Consider the following 19,924-nt stretch of genomic DNA (forward strand, 5'->3'; position numbering starts at 1 on the left):
TATACTGATACGGAATGTCATTGGGCATTCCGTTTTTTATTCTGCGACTTTCATTGATCTGCCACCGAGAAATCGTCGGGCAATGCTTTCATCATAAACCTCATCACTTCTTCACTGTGTAACCGTCATGGAACAGCTGAAAGCCGAATTAAGTATTGTGCTGGGCGAACGCCTGTCTCGCCTTGAATGCGTTAGCGAGCAACCTTATGCCCATCTCTATGCGATTTATGATGAGCAGGGGCACGCCGTGCCGCTAATGGCCAAAAGTTACGTCTGTTCGGGCATTGCCAGCCAGGAGGCGTATAAATTGTCGATGCTGGCGCGCGAGGGCGTGGTGCGCGTGCCGACGGTATTTGGTTTAGTTACCACCAGCCAATCGCCTTTTAAGGAGGTCTTACTGATCGAGCGCCTTCGAGGCGTTTCTGCCGAAGCTCCGACCCGCACGCCGCAGCGCGGCGAGATGCTGATAGAGCAGATTATCGAAGGGCTGCTGGCGTGGCACCGCATTGACAGCCATGGACACGTGGGCATGGTGGATAGCACGCAGGAGAATAAGTGGTCGCTGTGGTATCAGCAGCGCGTTGAGGCACTTTGGGCTTCCATCAGCCATTTGCAGTCAGCGCAGCTGACGCAGGAAGATCGCACTTTGCTGTTCCGTTCTCGCGCCAGCCTGCCCAGCCTGTTTACTGACTTTAATGATAATTCCGTACTGCTTCACGGCAACCTCTCACTGCGCAGTCTGTTAAAAGACCCGCGCAGCGACCAGCTCTTAGCCATGATCAACCCCGGCACGCTGCTGTGGGGGCCAAGGGAGTTTGAGCTGTTCCGCCTGTGGGAGAAAGGGATGAGCGAGCAGCTGCTATTTCGCTATTTACAGCGTGCGCCGGTCTCAGAAAGCTTCCTCGCCCGGCGCGGTTTATATCTTCTGTGGGAATCTGTCTCCCACTTGCTACACACCGGCAAGCTGGACCGCCCGGCGTTTGAACACGCTAAACAGCAGCTGCTTCCATGGCTTAACTGAGGTCAGTCGCCACTGCCGCCAATTCGTTGCCAGATTCGCCCCAGAGTTTCATACCAAATTCGTTCGCTGTGTCCTAAGAACAGCGAGCTTGGCAATATTTTTTCCCAAGGATTGAGCGGCGAGTCGATGGCCAGCTGATTGGCCGGAGCAGGAGTAGGGTGCAGACCCTGCTGCTCGAAGAAAATCATGGCGCGCGGCAGGTGATTGGCAGAGGTCACCAGCGCCATAGGCTGATCTCCAATATGTATTTTCACCTGCTCGGCCTCTTCGTGAGTATCACGCGGGGTGTCGAGCATGATGATATCGCTCTGCGGCACGCCGAGGCTGATGGCCACTTTCGCCGCCACTTCTGCTGTACTCACCGGGTTGCCAATGGCTTTTCCGCCGGTGAAAATCATCTTCGACCCCGGATTCTCCCGATAAACCCGAATGCCTTCTGCTACTCGTGGCAGGCTGTTATTGATCAAATTGGAACTGGGTGCCCAGTCTGGGTTATAAGTGTACCCGCCGCCTAACACCACCACATATTTTAACGGCTGCGCGCTATTGGCGCGGTAAGTGGGATAGGTTGATTCTAGCGGCCGCAGCAAAGCATCAGCCACAGGTTGCAGGCTTAAAAGGGCCAGAGCGAGCCAACTCAGTAAAAAGCAGACTTTTCCTGCTTTCTGCCAGCGAGTAAACCACAGTAAAACCAGCGCTACCGCCATGATCATTAATAAAAAGGGTAGCGGGAGCAGCAGCCCCCCAATGGCTTTTTTGAGAATAAATGGCATCGAAAATAGGTCCTTTTGAGCGAAAAAACGACATCCAGGCACGAATCCACATTGGGATGATTTATTCTACGTCAGCCTGTGCCAAAATAGCAGGCTCGGCCGTCCCGCAATGCTCAGTATTTCGGTTATGATTTCATTCAACAAAATGCGCTATCAGGAACAGGTATCATTTCATGCAGGATCGTAATTTCGACGATATCGCCGAAAAGTTCTCACGCAATATTTACGGTACGACCAAAGGCCGTATTCGTCAGGCCGTGCTGGGACAAGATCTTCGCGAACTGATCGCCACGCTCCCCCAGAGGCCGCTGCGCATTCTGGATGCCGGGGGCGGCGAAGGGCAGATGGCGTGCGAACTCGCCGCTTTGGGACATCAGGTCTTGTTGTGCGATCTCTCTGGTGAGATGATCCGCCGCGCCAAAGCGGCCGCCGAGGAAAAAGGTGTGAGCGACAACATGCAATTTGTACAATGTCCTGCTCAGAACGTCGCTCAGCATTTGGAACAGCCTGTTGATCTGATATTGTTTCACGCGGTGATTGAATGGCTGGCAGAACCTCAACAGGCGCTGCAGGCATTAACCGATTGTTTGGCGCCGGGTGGTGCCTTGTCGCTAATGTTTTACAATATCCATGGTCTGGTGATGCGTCACATGATCTTGGGTAACTTCGGTCACGTCGAAGCAGGCGTGCCAAAAATTAAAAAAAGCTCGCTGTTGCCGGATCATCCTCTGGAACCTCAACAAGTTTATGCATGGCTTGATGCGTTGGGGATGGTGATCACGGGCAAAACCGGTGTTCGCGTTTTCCATGATTACTTGCGTAACCGGCAACAACATAAACAGGATTTCGACGAGCTTCTGGCGCTGGAACAGCGTTATTGCCGACAGGAACCTTTTGTTAGTTTGGGACGTTACATCCACGTGATGGCGCACAAACCCAATCTGAAGGACGAATCATGAGTGAATTTTCCCAGACTGTACCCGAACTGGTCGCCTGGGCGCGCAAAAATGACTTCTCCATTTCTCTGCCTACCGAACGTCTGGCCTTTCTGCTGGCAATCGCCACGCTGAACGGCGAGCGTCTGGACGGTGAAATGAGTGAGGGTGAGCTGGTCGATGCTTTTCGCCACGTAAGCAAAGGCTTCGAGCAAACTCACGAAACGGTCACCGTGCGCGCCAACAACGCCATTAATGACATGGTGCGTCAGCGTTTACTCAATCGTTTTGTCAGTGAACTGGCTGACGGCAATGCCATTTATCGCTTAACGCCGCTGGGCATTGGCATCACCGACTACTATATTCGCCAACGTGAATTCTCGACGCTGCGCCTCTCCATGCAGCTGTCCATCGTGGCCCAAGAGCTTAAGCGCGCCGCGGATGCCGCCGAAGAGGGTGGTGATGAGTTCCATTGGCATCGCAATGTTTTCGCGCCATTGAAATACTCCGTGGCGGAGATTTTTGACAGTATCGACATGACGCAGCGCATCATGGACGAGCAGCAGCAGGGCGTGAAAGACGATATCGCCGCGCTGTTAAACAAAGATTGGCGCGCGGCCATTTCCAGCTGTGAAATGCTGCTGTCCGAAACCTCAGGTACGCTGCGTGAATTACAGGATACGCTGGAGGCAGCGGGCGACCTGCTGCAAGCGCACTTACTGCGGATTCAGGACTCGACCATGGGCGAAAGCGAACTGAGCTTCGTCGATAAGTTAGTCTTTGATTTGCAAAGCAAGCTTGACCGCATTACCAGCTGGGGCCAGCAAGCGATTGACCTGTGGATCGGTTATGACCGTCATGTTCACAAATTTATTCGTACCGCGATCGATATGGATAAAAACCGCGTCTTTGCTCAGCGTCTTCGCCAGTCCGTCCAAAATTACTTCGACAATCCGTGGACGTTAACCTTTGCGAATGCAGAGCGTTTACTGGACATGCGTGATGAAGAGCTGGCGCTGCGCAGTGAAGAGGTGACCGGTGAACTTCCGCCGGACCTGGAATATGAAGAATTTAGTGAAATACGTGAGCAGCTTGCCGCAATGATTGAGCAAGCGCTGCAAGTGTATCAACAACAGAAGACGCCGCTTAATCTGGGCACCGTGATGCGCGATTACCTTGAACAGTACCCGCGCGCGCGGCATTTTGACGTAGCGCGAATTGTGGTCGACCAGGCTGTACGCCTTGGTGTGGCTGAAGCAGATTTTTCAGGGTTGCCAGCCGAATGGCAGGCAATCAATGATTTCGGAGCCAAGGTGCAGGCCCATGTCATCGACAAATATTGAACACATAATGCCAGCTAAGCTGGCGCAAGCGTTGGCAAATTCCGTATTTCCTGCTCTGGACAGTCAGCTGCGTTCTGGCCGTCACATTGGCATTGACGAATTGGATAACCACGCTTTCCTGATGGACTATCAGGAAGAACTCGAGCTGTTTTATAGCCGCTACAGCGTTGAATTGATCCGAGCGCCGGAAGGTTTCTTCTACCTGCGCCCACGCTCAACCACGCTCATCCCGCGTTCGGTGCTGTCCGAGCTGGACATGATGGTAGGAAAAATTCTCTGCTATCTGTACCTCGGCCCGGAGCGTCTGGCGCATGAAGGCATTTTCACCCAGCAGGAACTTTATGATGAACTGCTCAGCCTTGCCGATGAAAGCAAGCTGCTGAAATACGTCAATCAGCGTTCTACCGGCTCTGACCTTGACCGCCAGAAGCTGCAAGAGAAAGTCAGAACCTCGCTGAACCGCCTGCGCCGCTTGGGCATGGTGTGGTTTATGGGTGCCGACAGCAGTAAATTCCGCATTACCGAAGCCGTGTTCCGCTTCGGGGCAGATGTACGCAGTGGCGATGACGCCCGCGAAGCGCAGTTGCGAATGATCCGCGACGGTGAAGCAATGCCAATTGAAAGCGCGTTATCGCTGAATGACGAAAACGAAGACAGCGAATCGCCAACCGAACAAGGGCATGACAGCGCAGAGGACGAACAGGAATGATTGAACGCGGTAAATTTCGCTCACTAACGCTGGTTAACTGGAACGGCTTCTTTGCGCGTACTTTTGACCTTGATGCTTTGGTTACCACGCTATCGGGCGGCAACGGGGCGGGGAAATCGACCACCATGGCGGCCTTCGTTACGGCGCTGATCCCTGACTTAACCTTGCTGCACTTCCGTAACACCACCGAAGCGGGTGCGACCTCCGGCTCTCGTGACAAAGGTCTGCACGGCAAGCTGCGCGCCGGTGTCTGCTATTCCACCCTCGACGTGGTGAACTCGCGCCATCAGCGGGTTATTGTCGGCGTACGTTTGCAGCAGGTTGCCGGCCGTGACCGTAAAGTGGATATCAAACCTTTCACCATTCAAGGTCTGCCCACTGCGATCCAGCCAACGGAAATCTTGACCCAAACAGTGGGCGATCGTCAGGCGCGCGTGCTGTCGCTGCAAGAGCTGAAAGACAGCGTCGAAGCGATGGAAGGGGTGCAGTTCAAGCAGTTCAACTCGATCACTGACTATCACTCGCTGATGTTCGATCTGGGCGTGATCCCGCGCCGTCTGCGCACCGCGTCCGATCGCAGCAAGTTCTATCGCCTGATTGAAGCCTCGCTGTACGGCGGGATTTCCAGCGCCATCACCCGCTCTCTGCGCGACTACCTGTTGCCAGAAAACAGCGGTGTGCGCAAAGCCTTCCAAGACATGGAAGCGGCCCTGCGCGAGAACCGCATGACGCTGGAAGCTATTCGCGTCACCCAGTCTGACCGCGATTTGTTCAAACACCTGATCTCCGAAGCCACCTCTTACGTTGCCGCCGACTATATGCGCCATGCCAACGAGCGTCGCATCCATCTCGACGGTGCCTTGGTGCTGCGCAACGACTTGCTGACCAGCCGCAAACAGCTCTCCAGCGAGCAGTATCGCCATGTTGAAATGGCCCGCGAGTTGGCCGAGCAGAGCGGCTCGCAAAGTGATTTAGAAACTGACTATCAGGCGGCCAGTGACCACCTGAGTCTGGTGCAGACGGCGATGCGTCAGCAGGAAAAAATCGAGCGCTATGAGAGCGACCTCGAAGAGCTGACTTATCGTCTCGAAGAACAAAATGAAGTGGTGGCCGAAGCCAGCGAGCTGCACGCCGAGCACGAAGCCCGCGCCGAAGCCGCTGAGATTGAAGTGGATGAGCTGAAGAGCCAGCTGGCGGATTACCAGCAAGCGCTCGACGTGCAGCAAACCCGCGCCATTCAGTACCAGCAGGCGCTGCACGCCCTTGAGCGCGCGCGCGAGCTGTGCCAAATCCCTGACCTGTCGAGCCAGAACAGCGAAGAGTGGCTGGAAACCTTCCAAAGCAAAGAGCAGGAAGCCACAGATATCCTGCTGATGCTCGAGCAGAAGATGAGCGTGGCCGACGCGGCGCACAGCCAGTTCGAAAACGCCTATCAGCTGGTGGTGAAAATCGCCGGTGAAGTGAGCCGCAGCGAAGCCTGGCAAACCGCGCGTGAACTGTTGCGCGACTGGTCTTCTCAACAGCACCAGGCCGAGCGCGTAGAGCCACTGCGCATGCGCCTGTCCGAGTTGGAAGGCCGCCTGCGCGAGCAGCAAGACGCCGAGCGCCAATTGCAGGAGTTCTGCAAACGTTCGGGTCAGGATGTTCATCCTGAAGATTTAGACGAGCTTCAGCGCGAGCTGGAAGTACAGATTGAAGAGCTGTCTGGCGTGGTTTCCCAAGCCGGCGAGCGCCGCATGGAGATGCGCCAAGAGCTTGAGCGCGTTCAGGCCCGTATTCGTGAGCTGACCGCCCGTGCACCGGTGTGGTTGGCGGCGCAAGAGGCGCTGAGCCAGCTGAGCGAGCAGAGCAAAGAGCCGCTGGAAAGTAGCCAGCAGGTTACTGAGTACATGCAGCAGATGCTGGAAAGCGAGCGCGAAACCACGGTTGAGCGCGACGAAGTGGCTTCGCGCAAAAAACGCATTGAAGGGCAAATAACGCGCCTTAGCCAGCCAAGCGGTGCGGAAGATTCGCGCATGATTGCCCTGGCTGAGCGTTTTGGCGGCGTGTTGCTTTCTGAGATTTATGACGACGTTACCATTGATGACGCGCCTTATTTCTCCGCGCTTTACGGGCCTTCCCGCCATGCCATCGTGGTGCCAGATCTCTCTCTGATCCGCGACCAGCTTGACGGCTTGGACGACTGCCCAGAAGACCTTTATCTGATTGAAGGGGACCCGCAGTCCTTCGATGACAGCGTGTTTGCCGTCGAAGAGATGCAGGGCGCGGTGCTGGTCAAAACCGGCGACCGCCAGTGGCGTTATTCCCACTTCCCGCAGGTGCCTCTGTTCGGCCGCGCGGCGCGTGAGAATCGCCTCGAGACTTTACATAAAGAGCGCGAAACCCTGTCTGAGCGTTATGCGACTCTGTCGTTTGACGTGCAGAAGATTCAGCGTGTGCATCAGGCCTTCAGTCGCTTCATCGGCAGTCACTTGGCGGTGGCGTTCGATGCCGACCCGGAAGCCGAGATCCGCACTCTCAGCGGGCGTCGCGGTGAGCTGGAGCGCGCCCTGAACTCTCATGAAGGGGCCAACCAGCAGCAGCGCCAGCAGTATGAACAGGCAAAAGAATCCGTTGCCATGCTCAACAAGCTGCTACCGCGCGTTGGCCTGCTGTGTGATGAAACCCTGATCGACCGGGTTGAAGAGATCCGTGAAGAGCTGGAAGAAGCGCAGGATTCTGCCCGCTTTATTCAGCAACACGGCGCGTCTCTCACCAAGCTGGAGCCGCTGGTTTCTGTGCTGCAAAGTGACCCTGAGCAGCACGACCAGTTAAAAGAGGATTACGCGCAGGCCCAGCACGCACAGCGATTGGCTAAGCAGCAGGCCTTCTCGCTGACCGAAGTGGTTCAGCGCCGGGCTCACTTCGGCTATACCGATTCAGCGGGCATGCTGACTGAAAACTCTGATTTGAATGACAAGCTGCGTCAGCGCCTTGAACATGCCGAGGCTGAGCGTACCCGTGCCCGTGAGCAGATGCGTCAACATCAGGCACAGTACGCCCAGTACAACCAAGTGTTGGCGTCGCTGAAAAGCTCATTCGATGCCAAGCGCGATATGCTTAAAGAGCTGGGGCAAGAGCTGCAGGATATCGGCGTGCAGGCTGACGCTAACGCCGAAGCCCGCGCCAAGACCCGTCGTGACGAGCTGCATGCCGCGCTGAGCACCAACCGCGCTCGCTGTAACCAGCTGGAAAAACAGATCACCTTCTGCGAAGCCGAAATGGATAACTTGCAGAAGAAACTGCGCAAGCTTGAGCGTGATTATCACCAGAGCCGCGAGCACGTGGTCACCGCGAAGGCGGGTTGGTGTGCGGTGATGCGTTTGGTGAAAGACAATGGCGTCGAGCGTCGTCTGCACCGCCGCGAGCTGGCCTATATGGACGGCGACGAGCTGCGTTCCATGTCGGATAAATCACTGGGCGCGCTGCGCCTGGCGGTGGCTGACAACGAGCATTTGCGCGACGTTCTGCGTCTTTCCGAAGATCCAAAACGCCCTGAGCGCAAAATTCAGTTCTACATCGCGGTTTATCAGCATCTGCGCGAGCGCATTCGTCAGGATATTATTCGCACCGACGACCCGGTTGAAGCTATCGAACAGATGGAAATCGAGCTGGGGCGTCTGACGGAAGAGCTAACCGCGCGTGAGCAGCAGCTGGCGATCAGCTCGAAGAGCGTGGCGAACATTATTCGCAAAACCATTCAGCGTGAGCAGAACCGTATTCGCATGCTCAACCAAGGGCTGCAGGCCGTGGCCTTCGGTCAGGTTAAGAGTGTGCGTCTTAATGTTAACGTTCGTGAAGCGCATGCCGGGCTGCTGGACGTGCTCTCCGAGCAGCAAGATCAGCATCAGGACCTGTTTAGCAGCAACCGTCTAACCTTCTCTGAAGCACTGGCGAAACTCTATCAGCGCCTGAATCCGCAGATCGACATGGGCCAGCGTACGCCACAAACCATCGGCGAGGAGTTACTGGATTATCGTAACTATCTCGAAATGGAAGTGGAGGTTAACCGTGGTTCTGACGGCTGGTTGCGTGCGGAGAGCGGGGCGCTGTCCACCGGTGAGGCTATCGGTACCGGTATGTCGATTCTGGTGATGGTGGTGCAGAGCTGGGAAGAAGAGTCGAGCCGCATGCGCGGTAAAGACATTTCGCCTTGCCGCCTGCTGTTCCTCGATGAAGCGGCGCGTCTAGATGCGAAATCTATCGCCACCTTGTTTGAACTCTGCGACCGTCTTGAGATGCAGCTGATTATCGCCGCACCTGAAAACATCAGTCCAGAGAAGGGCACAACCTATAAGCTGGTACGTAAAGTGTTCAACAACCATGAACACGTGCACGTGGTGGGTCTACGCGGCTTCGCCGCCGAGCTACCAGCCACTGTAGATGCTGAAGTGGAAAACGGCTGATAACTGCTGGATTCTGCGCATAAAAAAAAGCCCCGTTTATGGGGCTTTTTTACGTTTAGGCGATAGCCTAATTTAATGACCCATGGATTATCAGGCCATAGACAACACTTTTTCACGCAATTGAGTGAATTGGCTAAACACATTGTCCACATCAACCAGCCCGACATCTTCTGACGGAGCCTTGATGATGGCGCAAGGGACTTGCCATGGAGCCCAGTATTTGGTGTCACTATTACCGTACAACGCAACAACGGGTTTATGTACGCCCGCGGCAATGTGCAGTGCGCCACCATCACTGGTAATAATTTGATCGCAAAGTGACATTGCTGCCATCAGCTCGCGGATGTTGGTGGTCGGCAACGCTACTAACGGAATATCGGCGCAGGCCTCAATCACCTGTTTGGCTTTGTTGTCATCACCAGGGTGTTCAGGATTATCTTCTGCGCCAGGAGACCAGAAAAGCACCAATTTACAATCTTCACGTGCCGCCAAACGATGGGCCAATTCAATGAATTTCTCTGCCTGCCATCGCTGTTTAGGTTTTCGAGAGCTAATTTGTAAACCGTAAATAGGTTTATCTCTGATAATTTTGAATTTTTCAGCACACTGATTAACTTCATTCTCAGAGACGTATAATTCGAGAGGCCCTGGAACTTCATTAATACCCAGAGGTGTTAATAATGTATTGAGTAATTCAACAATATGTAAGCCTTCTGTATGCGGCAGGCAATCGGTAACCACTTTCTTAGGGGTATTTCCTATAGCGATTATTCTTTTTGCGCCGGAAAGCTTTGCCCATTTGAGAGAGTGTTTGTCAGTGCTAGCAATCAAGACAACATCGTAGCGCGATGAGCGCACGGCGAAAATGGTTTTAATTCTTTGAAAGTAAACGCTTAGTAGGCTTTGCCCGGCTTTTCTATGGTGAGACTTACAATATAGATGAACGTTACTGATGTGAGGGTTGCCTACCAATACATCCTTATTGTAAGTATTTACCAGTAAATCGAGAGTATTTGCCTTGTGTTTAGTAAGGTTCGCAATGAGAGGTGTCGTTAGAATCAGGTCACCAATATTATCGCGTCTAATGAGTAAAATTTTCATATAAATAATTTAGTTAAAATATCAGTGGCTATCCTAGTTTTTGGCCTTTAAATAATCAAGCTTAATTATGAACGTTTTATTGAGCCAAGATAACTAATATTTACTTTGAGTTTATGGGGTTAAGAAAGTTCACACTTGCAATTTTATGGGGAGCCATCGCAAGGGAAAGTTGCCGTTTTCGGTAAGTTGTGGATTTTTCACCCATAAAGACATCTTTTGTAGCAGTTAGCTTAAAGATTATCCTTGGGCGGCACTTTATTTCATCCTCGTGCTAGCTTAGAGTCTTCACTGCACGCGAGGTGCTATTGTGTTGAGATCTCGCGCAAAAAAAGAATTATGTTTATATACTTAAACCATGGGTTTTTTGCTTGAATTTATCGGGTTTGATTTGGGCATATTAAGGGAGGCAAGGGATGATGTTTACGAGTCAAGGGTCTCTCAGATTTCTGGCAGCCAGCTGTCTAATCGCATTGGGATTAGCGCCGCTACAGGCTGCATTCGCGGCAGTGCCGACACTTTCGGTGCGTTCGGCGACGCTTTCTAGCGTCCAAAGCCTTAGCCAACTGCAGGCTGAGTTGCCAAAAGGGGTTAAGCCGCTTTATCTATCCTCTCTTTCATCTCTTTACGCCGCTAATCATATGCAGCCAATGTGGGAAGACAGGGACACCGTCCATCAATTCCAGCAGCAATTAGCAGAGCTGGCCCTCTCGGGCATTCAACCGCAGTTCACTCAGTGGGTAAAGTGGCTAACTGACCCGCAGGTTACCGGAATGGCGCGAGATATTGTGCTGTCTGATGCGATGCTGGGGTATTTGCAATTTGTGAGCGGCGTCGAGGCGAACGGTGATAATTGGCTGTATAGCGCCACGCCTTACAAAATGACCACGCCGCCGCTGACAGTGATCAATCAATGGCAGTTGGCGCTGCGCAAGGGCACCACGGCAGGTTATATGGCGACCTTAACGCCACAGCATCCACTGTATGCCAAAATGCACGCCGCGCTGAGAACCATGCTGGCAGATAACCACCCATGGCCACAGGTCACTAACGCCGCCAGTTTACGGCCAGGGCAAATCAGTGATGATATCCCGGCATTGCGCGAGATCCTCAGTCGCACCGGCATGATGACCGCCAGCCCGGCTGAGGCCAAATCGCCAAAGCCTACGGATGAAACCATCGCCAAAGATGGTCCGGGCGCCGCGGCGAATGATGACCTGTCGGTTGATGAAACTGCCGATAAATCAGTTCAGCAATCCCCGGTAGTCAGTCCGGCAGCAACCTCGGTGACGGATGTATTGCCATCGGTGACGCCAGCGGGGCAGTCCGCAGCGCCGACGCCGGTTGCCGTAGCCGATAACCAGTACTCACCAGAACTGGTCGAGGCGGTAAAACGCTTCCAGAAATGGCAGGGGCTTGAGGCCGATGGCATTATCGGTACCCGAACTCGCGAATGGCTGAACGCCTCGCCACGCCTGCGTGCGACGCTGCTGGCGCTGAATATCCAGCGGCTGCGTATTTTGCCGGGTAATGTGAATACCGGCATTATGGTGAATATTCCTAACTATCAGCTGACTTATTACCTCAACGGCAGCGAGGTTTTGTCTTCACGGGTGATTGTTGGCCGACCAAGTCGCAAAACGCCGTTAATGAGCAGTGCGTTGAACAATGTGGTGGTTAACCCGCCGTGGAACGTGCCGACAACGCTGGTGCGGGAAGATATTGTGCCTAAGGCGATGCGCGATAGCGGCTATTTCCAGAAACATGGCTATACCGTGCTGTCTGGCTGGAATAATGATGCGGAAGTGATCGACCCGACGATGATTGACTGGAGCGTCGTGTCGCCGAATCATTTCCCGTATCGAATTCGTCAGGCACCCGGGGCGACCAACTCGCTGGGACGTTACAAATTTAATATGCCGAGCTCGGATGCCATCTATTTGCATGACACGCCTAACCACGGGTTATTCCAGAAGGATATTCGTGCTCTGAGTTCAGGTTGTGTCCGTGTGAATAAAGCGTCTGAGCTGGCGAATATGCTCTTGCAGGATGCTGGTTGGAATGACACGCGTATCTCGTCCACGCTGCAGGGCGGGAATACGACCTTTGTGCCTATTCGTCACCGTATACCAGTAAAACTGTTTTACTTGACGGCATGGGTTGCAGAGGACGGTAAGCCGCAATTCCGTACAGATATTTACAATTATGATTCCCCAGTGAGATCTGGCGCGCAAATTTTGCCACAGGCAGAAATTTTGTTGCAATAAATGCAGTAAAACTAAAATGATAGCGGTCAGAGTAATTGGCCTGATAGCGGGAATAGTGGCCACACTATTCCCGCTATGCTTTATACAGCGAGTTGACTCACTGAAATAAGGCGGTTAAGGTTCGGAAGGGCTCAATTTTGCGCCTACTTTGACTCTCTTATCGGGTAATAAACTGTTCATGGACCAAATCGACAAACATCGCCGTAAATGGCTGGCACTTGGCGGTGCCGCTGTGGGCATAGCACTTCTTCCTGGACGCGCTTTTGCCACTCTTTCCACTCCTCGTCCGCGTATTTTAGTGGTTAACAACATAAATACCGGTGAGACCCTCAAAACCGAGTTTTTTGATGGAAAGCGTTACAACAAGGATGAGTTGGCAAGATTGAACCACTTGTTCAGAGATTACCGTGCTGAGCAAGTCAAGAGTATCGACCCCGCCTTATTTGACCATCTCTATCGCTTACAAGTGATGTTGGGCACCAATAAACCGGTCCAGCTCATTTCTGGTTATCGCACCTTAGCCACTAATAACAGCATGCGTAAACCCGGCAGCGGCGTGGCGAAACATAGCTATCACACGCTGGGGCAGGCAATGGACTTCCATATTGCCGGCATAGACTTGAGTAATATTCGCAAAGCCGCGTTAAAAATGAAGATGGGTGGTGTAGGATATTATCCACGTAGCAACTTTGTGCATATCGATACGGGTCCGGCGAGAACCTGGTGATATGTGTAATATGCGGCTTATTGGTTCATGACTTCTTATTTCTTATGAATGAAAAGATGAACAAATAAGCCGCCGTGGAGCCTTATGAAATACCATCTCATTCCTGTCACGGCGTTCAGCCAAAACTGTTCGGTTATTTGGTGTACTGAAACCAATCAGGCAGCCATTGTCGACCCCGGTGGGGAAGCCGAAAAAATCATTGCGGAAGTTTCATCTCTTGGCGTCGATGTTAAGCAAATCTTGCTGACTCATGGTCACCTTGACCATGTGGGGGCCGCGGCGGAACTGGCGCAGCACTATTCGGTACCCATCGTTGGACCACAGAAAGAAGACCTATTCCTGCTGGAATCTCTGCCAACCCAAAGCAGAATGTTTGGGTTAGCCGATTGCGCGCCTCTGGAAACCGATCAATGGTTGGAAGAGGGCGATAAGGTCGCCGTCGGCGAAGAACAACTCTCCGTTTTACACTGTCCGGGCCATACGCCGGGGCATATCGTTTTCATCAATGAGAAAAGCCGTTTAGCCGTGTCTGGCGATGTGATTTTCCGTGGTGGCGTGGGGCGCAGTGACTTCCCGCGTGGCGATCATCAGGCATTGATTCACTCAATTAAAACCAAATTGCTGCTACTGGGTGATGATATAAAATTCATTCCGGGGCACGGCCCAATGTCAGATTTAGGGTTCGAGCGCAAAACGAATCCGTTTTTACAGGATGAATTACCGGTCTGGTAAAGGTGGGGTGAAACCACTCAGGCAGTAATAAGAGTTATAAAAAAAGCCCGCCAGTTGCCTGACGGGCTTTTTAGTTTGCCGAATTCAGTGATTATAAAACGGCAACAATGGCTTCACACAGAGGGGACATATTGTCCAGTGTGATACCTGCGACGTTGATACGGCCAGAGTTCACCGCATATACGCCAAACTCTTCGCGCAGGCGCAGAACCTGATCTTTGGTCAGGCCGCTGAAGGAGAACATACCGTTCTGATTAATAATGAAGCTAAAGTCCTGCTGCGCGCCTTTTTCCTGCAAGGTGGTCACGAACAGCTGACGCATACGGTGAATACGCTGACGCATATCACTCAGCTCTTGTTCCCAGATAGCACGCAGCGCTTCATTACCAAGAATGGTCGCTACCACTGCCGCACCGTGTGATGGTGGGTTGGAGTAGTTGGCACGGATCACGGACTTAACCTGACTGAAAGAGCGATCTGCCGTTTCTGCATCGGCGGCGACGAGGGTACAGGCACCTACGCGCTCGTTGTACAGGCCGAAGTTTTTAGAGTAGGAGCTGGCAACCAGCAGTTCCGTATGTTTAGCGGCGAAAATACGCAGACCCTGAGCATCTTCTTCCAGACCCTTAGCGAAACCTTGGTAAGCGAAGTCAAACAGCGGCAGCCAGCCGTTAGCCACGGACAGGTCTGCGAGCTGAGTCCACTGGGCCTCTGTTGGATCGATACCGGTAGGGTTATGGCAGCAGCCGTGGAAGAGTACCACGTCGCCCGCTTTAGCTTCGCTCAGGCTTTTCAGCATGCCGTCAAAATCAAGCGCATGGTTCGCTGCGTCATAATAGTTGTATTCCACCACTTCCAGACCAGAAGCATTGAACACGCCTTTATGGTTTGGCCAGCTTGGATTGCTGACCCAAACGCGTTTAGCCGCAGTCTGCGTGGCGATAAACTCAGCGGCAATACGCAGGCCGCCGGTGCCGCCTGGCGTTTGTGCCGTGCGCGCGCGTTTAGCCGCAATGATGGCGCTGTCTTTGCCAAACAACAGCTCTTGGGTGCAGCGTGCGAAGTCTGGCAGGCCGTCGATGCTCAGATAGGTTTTGGTGGTTTCATTTTCCAGCAGGAATTGTTCGGCTTTCTTTACGCTGGTGAGAACCGGAGTTTTACCCGTTTCATCTTTATAAACACCAATCCCCAGATTAATTTTATCTTGGCGATCGTCAGCACGGAAAAGATCGGTAAGACCCAGAATAGGATCGGCAGGAGCAGCAATGATTTTTTCAAACATGTGAAAGACTTCCATGACCTGATATTTAGCAGAAAGAGGGCTCAGGTTACCGCCTCAAAATCAGTTTGCCAACCGTTTGCGGTAAAAAGAAAGCAGAGTTGTGAGGCGGCTGTCGAGATTAATAATTTTGATGATGGAAAAGGCAGGAGATAAGCTGAAAAGCAAAAGGCAGAGCCGAAGCTCTGACTTTACATTCGCTGGTGAAGCACCCGAAAGTGCTTCGATTAAGCGAGATTAGAACTGGTATTGCAAGCCAACGCCAACAACGTTGTCGGTAGAGATACCGGCAGTTTTGGTGTAGTCGTTGTCGTCCAGCAGGTTGATTTTGTAGTCAACGTAGGTAGACATGTTTTTGTTGAAGTAGTAGTAGGTACCCACTTCAATGTATTTAACCAGGTCAGCATCGCCGCCGCCGAAACCAGTACCCAGAGCGTTCAGGTCCTTACCTTTAGATTGCAGGTAAGCGATGGATGGGCGCAGGCCGAAGTCGAATTGGTACTGTGCAACCACTTCGAAGTTCTGAGTTTTGTTTGCGATGTTGTTGAAGTCACCGCCGTATGGCGTGGTGTTTGTAGATTCGCCGTAGAATGCAGCCAGGTATACGTTGTTAGCATCGTATTTAGTACCCAACGCGTACGCAGAAGCTTTATCACCGTTACCATCACGTTTTTGAGTGTCAGTACGGTTAGAAGAGAAGTAAGCGCCAGTTACGCTAACACCGGAGTTACCGATAGCATAAGCGGTAGATGCGCCCCAGCCGTCGCCGTTCTGGTTTTTAGCAGTGCCTTTATCAACAACGGTGTTGCCGAATGCATCAGTGCTTTCTGCATTACGGTCGTTCTGGTTTTTACCTTGGTACTGAACTGCGAAGCTCAGGCCGTCAACCAGACCGAAGAAGTTGTTGTTACGGTAAGTAGCCAGACCATTAGCACGACCAATCATGAAGTTGTCGTTGTTCTGGTACATGGTGTCATCACCGAACACTGGCAATTGGTCAGTGTAAGACATTACGTCGTAGATCACGCCGTAGTTACGACCGTAATCGAATGAACCCCAGTCGCCGAATTTCAGACCCGCGAAGCCCAGACGAGTTTTGTTGCCTTCGTCGCCAGCGCTTTCAGCGTGGTTAGCTTGAACGTTGTATTCCCACTGGCCGTAACCGGTCAGTTGGTCAGTAATTTGAGTTTCGCCTTTGAAGCCGAAACGAACGTAAGTCTGGTCACCATCATCACCGTTGTTCTTAGAGAACTGGTGACGCGCGTCAACTTTACCGTACAGGTCCAGTTTGTTGCCGTCTTTGTTATAAACTTCAGCTGCGTTTGCTGCACCAGCAGCTAACAAAGCTGGGATCACCACTGCAAGAATATTGCGCTTCATCATTTATTATTACCCTCATTGGTTTTATTTGGACACCTGCCACTGCCGTAAATAATTCTTTAGGGAACTATTCTTGAGAGTTTGGTGTCTCCTGTGTCTGAACGCAGTGTTCCATCCGAAGGGGGGTTAATCCACATCGAAAATGCTACCAAACCCCCAAATATGTTTCAGCAGGAAAAAATGTATTACAAAATGTAATTTTTACGGAACTTTGTGACAGGGATCTATCTTTAAAAATGACTAAGGCCAGCGAAGCTGGCCTTATTTGTGTAACTAAAATGTTAATTGGAAAATATTTTAGTTAATTAGAAGGTTGCATTACGTGGTGTGCGTGGGAACGGGATCACATCACGAACGTTTTGCACGCCAGTGACATAAGCCACCAGACGTTCGAAGCCTAAGCCGAAACCTGAGTGTGGCACGGTGCCGTAGCGACGAAGGTCGCGATACCACCAATAATCTTCTTTATTCAGGCCCATTTCTTCCAAACGAGCATCCAGCATATCTAAACGTTCTTCACGCTGAGAACCGCCGATAATTTCGCCGATGCCTGGTGCTAGCACATCCATAGCTGCAACTGTTTTTCCGTCTTCATTCATTCGCATATAGAATGCTTTGATATCTTTCGGATAGTTTTTAACCACTACAGGCGCTTTAAAGTGTTGCTCTGCAAGATAGCGTTCATGCTCAGAAGAGAGATCGACGCCCCAAGAAACCGGATTTTCGAATTTCTGACCACAATTGATAAGAATTTCTACAGCATCGGTGTAGTCCACTTGGGCGAAATCTGATGTTACAAAACGCTGCAGGCGAGAAACAGCATCTTTGTCTACGCGTTCAGCAAAAAACGCCATATCGTCCGCTCTTTCGTCCAGAACGGCCTGGAAAACATATTTAAGCATGCTTTCAGCCAGTGCGGCGATGTCATCCAGAGTCGCAAAGGCTACTTCTGGCTCCACCATCCAGAATTCGGCGAGGTGACGGCTGGTATTGGAGTTTTCTGCACGGAAGGTCGGGCCGAAGGTGTAAACCTTGGACAGGGCGCTGGCGTAGGTTTCGCCGTTCAACTGGCCAGAAACCGTAAGGAACGCTTCTTTACCAAAGAAGTCTTCGCTGAAATCTACTTCGCCTTTATCAGTGCGCGGCAGGTTTTGGAAGTCCAGCGTGGACACGCGGAACATCTCGCCAGCACCTTCGGTATCGGACGCGGTGATCAGCGGAGTCGACACCCAGAAATAACCATTTTCGTGATAGAAACGGTGAATCGCTTGGGACAGGGTATTACGCACGCGAGCCACGGCGCCAATCAGGTTGGTGCGCGGGCGCAGGTGAGCCACTTCACGCAGATATTCAATGCTGTGGCGTTTAGCCGCCATCGGGTAAGTGTCCGGGTCATCGACCCAGCCAACCACTTTAATAGCCGTTGCTTGCAGCTCAAAACTCTGGCCTTCGCCAGGAGAGGCAACAACGGTGCCGGTCACTTCGACTGAACAACCGGTGGTCAGGCGCAGAACCTCATCCTGATAATTTGGAAGAGAATTATTCACAACGGCCTGTAACGGATTAAAGCAGGAACCGTCATAAACGGCGACGAAGGAGATGCCAGCTTTAGAATCTCTCCGGGTACGTACCCAACCGCGTACGGTGACTTCACTGTCAACCGCAGCACGGCCTTGCAGTACGTCGACTACAGGCACAACGCTCATAGGTTTCTCTCTTTCTTATAAATTCAGATGGTGATTCAGAAATAATGGACACCCTTTAATAAGGGATTTTGCTATGTTACTTAGCCTTTCTCAGGACACAAGCAGAAATCACCTTCGCCAGACAACATTTGTCCGCCAAACCGGTGGCGGGATCAGTTGCATCAAGCTGATGAGTGGCAAGTAAGCAAAAGCAAATAATAGCTATATAAAGGAAGAAAAAGTCTAAAGGGGGCGGAAGGGCAGAACTGGGGGAGGAAATTACGCCGCCGGTGTGGCCGACGGCGTTTTGATCAGGAAGCTTTTTTCACCAGCGGCAAATCAAAAGCTTTGCGTAAGGCTTTAACGAAGGCTTTGTCCTGACAGATGGTTTTGCCCGGGCTATCTGAAAGCTTAGCCACCGGCTTACCGTTGCACTGCACCAGCTTGATGACTATGTTCAGCGGCTTCACCTCAGGAATATTACAGGTGAGGCGCGTACCGATACCAAACACCAAATTCACCCGAGTGTGGAAGTGGCGGTAGAGGTCCAACGCTTTATCCAAGTCGAGATTGTCTGAGAACACCAGCGTCTTGGTCATCGGGTCGATACCCAGCTTTTGATAATGGGCGATCGCTTTCTCACCCCATTCAACCGGGTCCCCTGAATCATGGCGCAAACCTTCATAGGCATTGGCGAACTTCGGACCGAAATCGCGCAAGAAGGCGTCCATAGTGATGCAGTCGGTTAAGGCGATACCCAGCTGATTTGGATACTCATCCAGCCAGGCCTGCAACGCGGCGCGCTGGCTATTAGCCAGCACCGGACTAATTTGCTGATGCGCCTGGAACCACTCGTGGGCTTGGGTGCCGACCGGAGATAATTTCAGCTGGTGCGCCAAATCATAGTTGCTGGTGCCGACTAAGTACGGGAATTCCTCTTTCAGCGTGCTGACAATGGCGCGCTGCACTTCGCCGGTAAAACGACGGCGGGTGCCGAAGTCCATCAGGCGGAAGCGAGAAATATCGACGTCGGCGGCTTCTTCTTTGAAGCGTGCCAGATTCTTACGTAGCTGGTCGATGGCCATTTGGGCCGTGACCTGCGGCGAACGCTGGCGATGTACCACTTCGCTTATCACGGCGAGCAGCGGCACTTCCCACATGATCACTTCGCGCCATGGACCGGCGATGCGCACGTGCAAATGCCCGTCGCGGTCTGAAACCGTGACATGCTCTGGGTTATAGCGGAAAGTTTTCAGCCAGTTAAGGTAATCGTTGCTGAAGAACGGCAGGCCGGACAGATAAGTAAATTCCTCATCGGTCAGGGCCAGTTGGCTCATCATCTCGATTTGTTGACGGATTTCGCTGGCGTATTCGCCCAGCAGCTCATCACCACGGCAGCGGAATTCTGCGACCACGCTAATATTGTGGTAGCGATGGTAGACCGCTTGCTGCATATGAAGCTTGTAGGCATCGGTATCTAGCAGCGAAGTCAAAATCGGGGAGGCGTATGGAGTCATAGCGCGTTTACAG

At 52.3% G+C, this 19,924-nt stretch carries 14 protein-coding genes; 8 read left to right on the forward strand and 6 right to left on the reverse strand.

Going from position 1 to position 19,924, the window contains the following annotated elements; genetic code table 11:
• Window positions 1–127: 127 nt before the first annotated feature.
• A complete protein-coding gene (locus ACT3RR_RS02655) occupies window positions 128–1,021 on the forward strand; it encodes a YcbJ family phosphotransferase (RefSeq protein ID WP_496199678.1) in 894 nt (297 codons plus the stop codon).
• Between the two features lie 2 nt (window positions 1,022–1,023).
• Here the strand turns inward: ACT3RR_RS02655 and elyC are convergent, their stop codons facing one another.
• The gene (gene elyC, locus ACT3RR_RS02660) at window positions 1,024–1,794 is read right to left on the reverse strand and encodes an envelope biogenesis factor ElyC (RefSeq protein ID WP_496199679.1); all 771 of its coding nucleotides are present in this window, start codon (window positions 1,792–1,794) and stop codon (window positions 1,024–1,026) included.
• A gap of 173 nt (window positions 1,795–1,967) precedes the next feature.
• On the opposite strand from elyC, the gene cmoM reads away from it, so the two are divergent.
• The 4 genes from cmoM to mukB are packed head-to-tail and all read left to right on the forward strand — an operon-like array spanning window position 1,968 to window position 9,226.
• Window positions 1,968–2,753: a tRNA uridine 5-oxyacetic acid(34) methyltransferase CmoM gene (gene cmoM, locus ACT3RR_RS02665; protein WP_353501556.1), complete on the forward strand. Its 786-nt coding sequence runs from the start codon at window positions 1,968–1,970 to the stop codon at window positions 2,751–2,753.
• The gene (gene mukF / locus ACT3RR_RS02670; protein ID WP_034789221.1) at window positions 2,750–4,072 is read left to right on the forward strand and encodes a chromosome partition protein MukF; all 1,323 of its coding nucleotides are present in this window, start codon (window positions 2,750–2,752) and stop codon (window positions 4,070–4,072) included. Before cmoM ends, mukF begins: the two co-directional genes overlap by 4 nt.
• The gene (gene mukE, locus ACT3RR_RS02675) at window positions 4,053–4,781 is read left to right on the forward strand and encodes a chromosome partition protein MukE (RefSeq protein ID WP_496199680.1); all 729 of its coding nucleotides are present in this window, start codon (window positions 4,053–4,055) and stop codon (window positions 4,779–4,781) included. The genes mukF and mukE overlap by 20 nt, the downstream gene beginning before the upstream one ends.
• Window positions 4,778–9,226 carry a chromosome partition protein MukB gene (gene mukB, locus ACT3RR_RS02680; protein ID WP_353501557.1) on the forward strand — a complete coding sequence of 1,483 codons (4,449 nt, stop codon included), beginning with the start codon at window positions 4,778–4,780 and terminating at the stop codon, window positions 9,224–9,226. Before mukE ends, mukB begins: the two co-directional genes overlap by 4 nt.
• 90 nt (window positions 9,227–9,316) lie before the next feature.
• Here mukB and ACT3RR_RS02685 read toward each other — a convergent pair whose 3' ends face one another.
• Window positions 9,317–10,327: a glycosyltransferase family 9 protein gene (locus tag ACT3RR_RS02685; protein WP_353501558.1), complete on the reverse strand. Its 1,011-nt coding sequence runs from the start codon at window positions 10,325–10,327 to the stop codon at window positions 9,317–9,319.
• 413 nt (window positions 10,328–10,740) lie between these two features.
• Between ACT3RR_RS02685 and ldtD the strand changes: the two genes are divergently transcribed.
• From ldtD to ACT3RR_RS02700, 3 genes are all read left to right on the forward strand, one after another.
• Entirely contained in the window at window positions 10,741–12,591 is a 1,851-nt protein-coding gene (gene ldtD, locus ACT3RR_RS02690) for a L,D-transpeptidase (protein WP_496199681.1), read from the forward strand.
• Between the two features lie 178 nt (window positions 12,592–12,769).
• Window positions 12,770–13,318, forward strand: a complete 549-nt coding sequence (locus ACT3RR_RS02695; protein ID WP_353501560.1) for a peptidoglycan L,D-endopeptidase MepK — start codon at window positions 12,770–12,772, stop codon at window positions 13,316–13,318.
• Window positions 13,319–13,402: 84 nt separating this feature from the next.
• Window positions 13,403–14,050, forward strand: a complete 648-nt coding sequence (locus ACT3RR_RS02700) for an MBL fold metallo-hydrolase (protein WP_496199682.1) — start codon at window positions 13,403–13,405, stop codon at window positions 14,048–14,050.
• Window positions 14,051–14,141: 91 nt separating this feature from the next.
• On the opposite strand, the gene ACT3RR_RS02705 is transcribed toward ACT3RR_RS02700, so the two are convergent.
• From ACT3RR_RS02705 to pncB, 4 genes are all read right to left on the reverse strand, one after another.
• A complete protein-coding gene (locus ACT3RR_RS02705) occupies window positions 14,142–15,332 on the reverse strand; it encodes an amino acid aminotransferase (RefSeq protein WP_496199683.1) in 1,191 nt (396 codons plus the stop codon).
• A 234-nt stretch (window positions 15,333–15,566) separates the two neighbouring features.
• The gene (gene ompC, locus ACT3RR_RS02710) at window positions 15,567–16,712 is read right to left on the reverse strand and encodes a porin OmpC (RefSeq protein WP_353501563.1); all 1,146 of its coding nucleotides are present in this window, start codon (window positions 16,710–16,712) and stop codon (window positions 15,567–15,569) included.
• A 302-nt stretch (window positions 16,713–17,014) separates the two neighbouring features.
• Window positions 17,015–18,415, reverse strand: coding sequence for an asparagine--tRNA ligase (gene asnS / locus ACT3RR_RS02715; RefSeq protein WP_185688136.1), 1,401 nt, complete (start codon window positions 18,413–18,415; stop codon window positions 17,015–17,017).
• A gap of 290 nt (window positions 18,416–18,705) precedes the next feature.
• Window positions 18,706–19,911 carry a nicotinate phosphoribosyltransferase gene (pncB, locus tag ACT3RR_RS02720; protein ID WP_353501564.1) on the reverse strand — a complete coding sequence of 402 codons (1,206 nt, stop codon included), beginning with the start codon at window positions 19,909–19,911 and terminating at the stop codon, window positions 18,706–18,708.
• Window positions 19,912–19,924 lie beyond the last annotated feature (13 nt).

This window comes from Ewingella sp. AOP8-B2-18 (genome assembly GCF_052376015.1).
In the GTDB taxonomy this organism is placed as follows: domain Bacteria; phylum Pseudomonadota; class Gammaproteobacteria; order Enterobacterales; family Enterobacteriaceae; genus Ewingella; species Ewingella allii.